This window comes from Streptomyces sp. RP5T (assembly GCF_003933965.1).
In the GTDB taxonomy this organism is placed as follows: domain Bacteria; phylum Actinomycetota; class Actinomycetes; order Streptomycetales; family Streptomycetaceae; genus Streptomyces.
Window position 1 is genome coordinate 1 of sequence record NZ_RSAJ01000592.1, and the last position, 5,037, is coordinate 5,037.

Here is a 5,037-nt window from a genome sequence, read left to right on the forward strand (position 1 = left end):
GGCCGGGGGTGTCGTCGGCTCGCCGGGGCCGGACGGCACGGGGGCCGTGCCGTAGCCGCTGATGGTGACGACGGCGCCGGCCGGTGCGATCGCCACGCGCGCGCTCCAGGCGCCGGAGGGCTCGCGCAGATGGTCGACGTACACCTTGATCGTGAGCGACTCGCCGGGCTTCAGGGTTCCCGAGGAGCGGCTCAGGTAGAGCCAGGTGGCGGCCGTGGTGGCCGACCAGCGGACCGGGGCGTCGCCGGTCGCGGTGAGGGTGATCAGCGTGGTGTCGCCGTCGTGGCCGGCGCCGACGTCGAGGTGCCCGGCGCCCTTGTGGCCGGCCCCCGAGACGCTCACGACCTCCACCGAGACGTCGGGCCGGCCGTCCTTGGTGAAGCGGCTGCCGGGTTTCGTGCTCGCGTTGCCCGCGTTCTGGTAGCCGCCGCCGTCCGCCATGCCGTCCAGGCTGTCGGGGCCGTGTGCCCCGCTGGCGCTGGTGGCGTGGCCGTCGGCCTCCTCACCGGGGCCGCCCCGGTAGGCGGCCCACAGGGCGAGCACGGGGGCGGCGACGACGGTGGCGACGACGGTCGTGGTGACGGCACGCGCGCGCAGGCGGTCGCGGCGGGCGGCCCGGTCCTTGGGGTCCATCGGGAAGCCGCGCCGGTCGAAGCGGGGCACGGCGGCGCCACGCGCGCGGGGCGGGTGCGCCGTCGCCCTGTGCAGGGCCGCGCGGGGCGCCTCCAGCACGGGCAGCTCGGCGGGCGTGGTCATGACCCCGGGCCAGCGGCCGGGGATCGCGCGCTCGGCACCGCGACGGCAGCGCGGACAGTCGTCGACGTGGCGCACGAGTTCGCGGCGCAGGGCGGCGCTGAGCACGAACTGGCTGTCGCCGGTGAGCCGCGCCACGCTCGGGCAGTCACCGGTCTCGACGACGGCGAGGGCCGCGCGCGTGCGCTCGACCTCGCAGGCGGCGGAGGCGAGCAGTTCGCGGGCGCCGGCGAGGTCCATGCCGAGGACGGCGGCGACCTCGTGGGCGGCGAGGTGGTGGCGTACGGCGAGTTCGAGCGCCTCGCGCTGCTCGGGGGTCGTACCGGCCGCCTCCGGCCAGGCCAGCAGGGCCAGTTCGCGGCGCCGGGCCTCCTGGACGTCCTCGGCGACCGGGGGTTCGGCGGGCGGGGAGGCTCCGTGACGGCCCGCCGCGTGGGTGCTCTGACGTTTCTGCTTGGCCTCGGCCAGCTTGCGCAGACAGGCCCAGCGGGCCAGCGCGTACAGCCAGGCCCTGCGGTCGCCGGCCGCGTCCGGGCCGCCGCGCTTCTCGGCGAACACCAGGACGTCACCGAGGGCGGCGGTCGCCGCGTCGTGATCGCACAGGACGGACATGCAGTAGGTGAACAGGCCGTCCAGGTACGGCTCGTAGCGCGCGGGCGGCCGCTGTGCCGGCGTGCGCGCCGCACCGCGGTCGCGCTCCTGCCGTTGCGCCCGGTGCGCGCCGGTGGTGCGGGTCGAGGTCTGCGGACTGCTGCTCATCATCCGTGGACCGTAGGGCGCGAAAGATGGCCCCTTCCTGCGCCTTGAACAGTTTTACTCCGTACGGGTGAAACGATCCCTCAATAGGGGACAGGAACCCCCGATTCCATGGCTTGTTCCTGTCAGGACGTGGCCGATACATGGCCCCTTCACATGCTCGGCCGGGGGCGCCGGCGGATGCCGGGGCGCGGGCCGTCCCGCGGGCGGGGGGCGGCGTTGTCAGTGGCGGCGGTTACGGTTCGTGCATGGCCACCCGTACGAAGTCCGCCAAGGAGCGCCCGTCCTACCGCTGCACCGAGTGCGGCTGGCAGACGGCCAAGTGGCTCGGCCGCTGCCCCGAGTGCCAGGCCTGGGGGACGATCGAGGAGTACGGCGCACCCGCGGTGCGTACGACGGCACCCGGCCGCGTCACCACCTCCGCCGTGCCCATCGGCCAGGTCGACGGCCGCCAGGCCGCCGCCCGCTCCACCGGCGTGCCCGAGCTGGACCGGGTGCTCGGCGGCGGTCTCGTGCCCGGCGCGGTGGTGCTCCTGGCGGGCGAGCCCGGCGTCGGCAAGTCCACGCTGCTGCTGGACGTGGCGGCCAAGTCGGCGAGCGACGAGCACCGCACGCTCTATGTGACCGGTGAGGAGTCCGCGAGCCAGGTCCGGCTGCGCGCCGACCGCATCGGCGCGATCGACGACCACCTGTATCTCGCCGCCGAGACCGACCTGTCCGCGGTGCTCGGGCACCTGGACGCGGTGAAGCCGTCGCTGCTGATCCTGGACTCGGTGCAGACGGTGGCCTCCCCGGAGATCGACGGCGCCCCGGGCGGCATGGCCCAGGTGCGCGAGGTGGCCGGGGCGCTGATCCGGGCCTCCAAGGAGCGCGGGATGTCGACCCTCCTGGTGGGCCATGTCACCAAGGACGGCGCGATCGCCGGCCCCCGCCTGCTGGAGCACCTGGTGGACGTGGTCCTGAGCTTCGAGGGTGACCGCCACGCGCGCCTCAGGCTCGTACGGGGCGTCAAGAACCGCTACGGCGCCACCGACGAGGTCGGCTGCTTCGAGCTGCACGACGAGGGCATCACGGGCCTGGCGGACCCAAGCGGACTTTTCCTGACACGTCGTGACGAACCGGTCCCCGGCACCTGTCTCACCGTCACCCTGGAGGGCCGCCGCCCCCTGGTGGCCGAGGTGCAGGCGCTCACCGTCGACTCCCAGATCCCCTCGCCCCGGCGCACCACCTCCGGCCTGGAGACCTCCCGCGTCTCGATGATGCTCGCCGTCCTGGAGCAGCGCGGCCGGATCAGCGCGCTCGGCAAGCGGGACATCTACTCCGCGACGGTCGGCGGGGTAAAGCTTTCGGAACCTGCCGCGGACCTGGCGGTCGCCCTCGCCCTGGCGTCGGCGGCGAGTGACACCCCGCTGCCCAAGAACCTCGTCGCGATCGGCGAAGTGGGCCTCGCGGGCGAGGTCAGACGGGTCACGGGCGTCCAGCGCAGGCTCTCCGAGGCACACCGTCTGGGCTTCACGCACGCGCTCGTACCGGGCGATCCCGGCAAGATCCCGGCCGGTATGAAGGTCCTGGAAGTGGCGGACATAGGGGACGCCCTGAGGGTCCTTCCGCGCTCCCGTCGGCGAGAGGCCCCACGGGACGCGGAGGACCGCCGGTAGACTTTGCCCTGGTCTCGCCCGTCCGTACGAACCGAATGTGCGACACGGGAGCGCCCAAGACCCCGCGACCGGAGGAGAGCAGTGGCAGCCAACGACCGGGCAGCAGCTCCCGGAAAGTCCGGTGGGAGTGCCGGTTCCGATGGCCTGATGCGCGCCTCCCTGAGCGCCGTGGCCCCCGGCACCGCCCTGCGCGACGGCCTTGAGCGGGTGCTGCGCGGCAACACCGGCGGACTCATCGTGCTCGGCTTCGACAAGACGGTGGAGACGATGTGCACGGGCGGTTTCGTCCTGGACGTCGAGTTCGCGGCCACGCGTCTGCGTGAGCTGTGCAAGCTGGACGGCGGCATCGTGCTCTCGTCCGACCTGTCGAAGATCCTGCGGGCGGGCGTGCAGTTCGTGCCCGACGCCACGATCCCGACGGAGGAGACGGGCACCCGGCACCGCACCGCGGACCGGGTGAGCAAGCAGGTCGGCTTCCCGGTCGTCTCGGTCTCCCAGTCGATGCGCCTCATCGCGCTGTACGTCGACGGCCAGCGCCGCGTCCTGGAGGACTCGGCCGCGATCCTGTCCCGCGCGAACCAGGCCCTGGCGACCCTGGAGCGCTACAAGCTGCGCCTCGACGAGGTCGCCGGGACCCTCTCCGCGCTGGAGATCGAGGACCTCGTGACCGTCAGGGACGTCTCGGCGGTGGCCCAGCGCCTGGAGATGGTCCGCCGGATCGCGACCGAGATCGCCGAGTACGTCGTCGAACTCGGCACGGACGGACGCCTCCTCGCCCTCCAGCTCGACGAGTTGATCGCGGGCGTGGAGCCGGAGCGCGAACTGGTGGTCCGGGACTACGTCCCCGAGCCCACCGCCAAGCGCTCCCGCACGGTCGACGAGGCGCTGCACGAACTGGACGCCCTGACCCACGCGGAGCTCCTCGAACTCCCCACCGTGGCCCGCGCCCTGGGCTACACCGGCTCCCCCGAGGCGATCGACTCGGGCGTCTCCCCGCGCGGCTTCCGCCTCCTGGCCAAGGTGCCCCGTCTGCCGGGCGCGATCATCGACCGCCTGGTGGAGCACTTCGGCGGCCTCCAGAAGCTCCTGGCGGCCAGCGTCGACGACCTCCAGACCGTGGACGGAGTCGGCGAGGCAAGGGCCCGCAGCGTCCGCGAGGGCCTGTCGAGGCTGGCGGAGAGCTCAATCCTGGAACGGTACGTGTAGGAGCCTTCGAGGGGCGCGGGGAACTGCGCGACGAGCCCTCACCGTGCCGCAGACGACGAACAACCGTCAGCGGGCACCCCGTAGTCGTTCAGTCGTTCTCCAGCACGAACGAAGCCTGCAGCGTGCCGTACCCGGGTGTCTTGACCTCCACCAGGTACGTCCCGGCACCCGCCGACCCCGCGGGCGGCGTCACGCACTGCGGAGCGCTCGGCTTGCGGTCCCACTTCACGGTGTACGTAATGCTGCTCCCGGCCGGAACCCGGTAGACCAGGTGGCCCGCGGTCCGGGGACAGTCGGCGGACGACCAGTACGCGTCGTCCGCGTCGGCCTGAGTGATCGTCAACACCGCGTTCTTCGGCCCGAGATCGACCTTGCAGTCACCGCCGGAGGAGTTCACGGCGGTCAGCAGCAGCGTGGGGGTCTGGTCGGGGTCGTAGGCGTTCTTCAGGCTCCGTACGCTCAACTTGACCGCGCCCGCCGTGCAGTTGGGCAGCGAGGAACCGGCCGGCAGGGTGTCGCCCTGTCCGACCCCGATGCCCGTACCGCCGCTCCCGGCGCTGCCCGCGGAACCGCCCGCCCCTGCGGAGCCGCCCGTGCCGGCCGCACCGCCGGCACCCGAGCCGCCTCCCGCCGCCGCGCCCGCGCCGGCGGTGCGGCCGGCACG

The 5,037-nt window shown here is 73.4% G+C and carries 4 protein-coding genes; 2 read left to right on the top strand and 2 right to left on the bottom strand.

Going from position 1 to position 5,037, the window contains the following annotated elements; all coding sequences use genetic code 11:
• Window positions 1–1,515 (bottom strand): sigma-70 family RNA polymerase sigma factor (locus tag EHS43_RS37080; RefSeq protein WP_125195019.1); only part of this gene is annotated, 1,515 nt, incomplete at its 3' end.
• A gap of 242 nt (window positions 1,516–1,757) precedes the next feature.
• On the opposite strand from EHS43_RS37080, the gene radA reads away from it, so the two are divergent.
• The gene (gene radA / locus EHS43_RS37085; protein WP_125195020.1) at window positions 1,758–3,167 is read left to right on the top strand and encodes a DNA repair protein RadA; all 1,410 of its coding nucleotides are present in this window, start codon (window positions 1,758–1,760) and stop codon (window positions 3,165–3,167) included.
• 81 nt (window positions 3,168–3,248) lie between these two features.
• Entirely contained in the window at window positions 3,249–4,373 is a 1,125-nt protein-coding gene (disA, locus tag EHS43_RS37090; RefSeq protein ID WP_125195021.1) for a DNA integrity scanning diadenylate cyclase DisA, read from the top strand.
• A gap of 88 nt (window positions 4,374–4,461) precedes the next feature.
• On the opposite strand, the gene EHS43_RS37095 is transcribed toward disA, so the two are convergent.
• The coding region (locus tag EHS43_RS37095; protein ID WP_125195022.1) for a hypothetical protein at window positions 4,462–5,037 on the bottom strand (576 nt) is incomplete at its 5' end.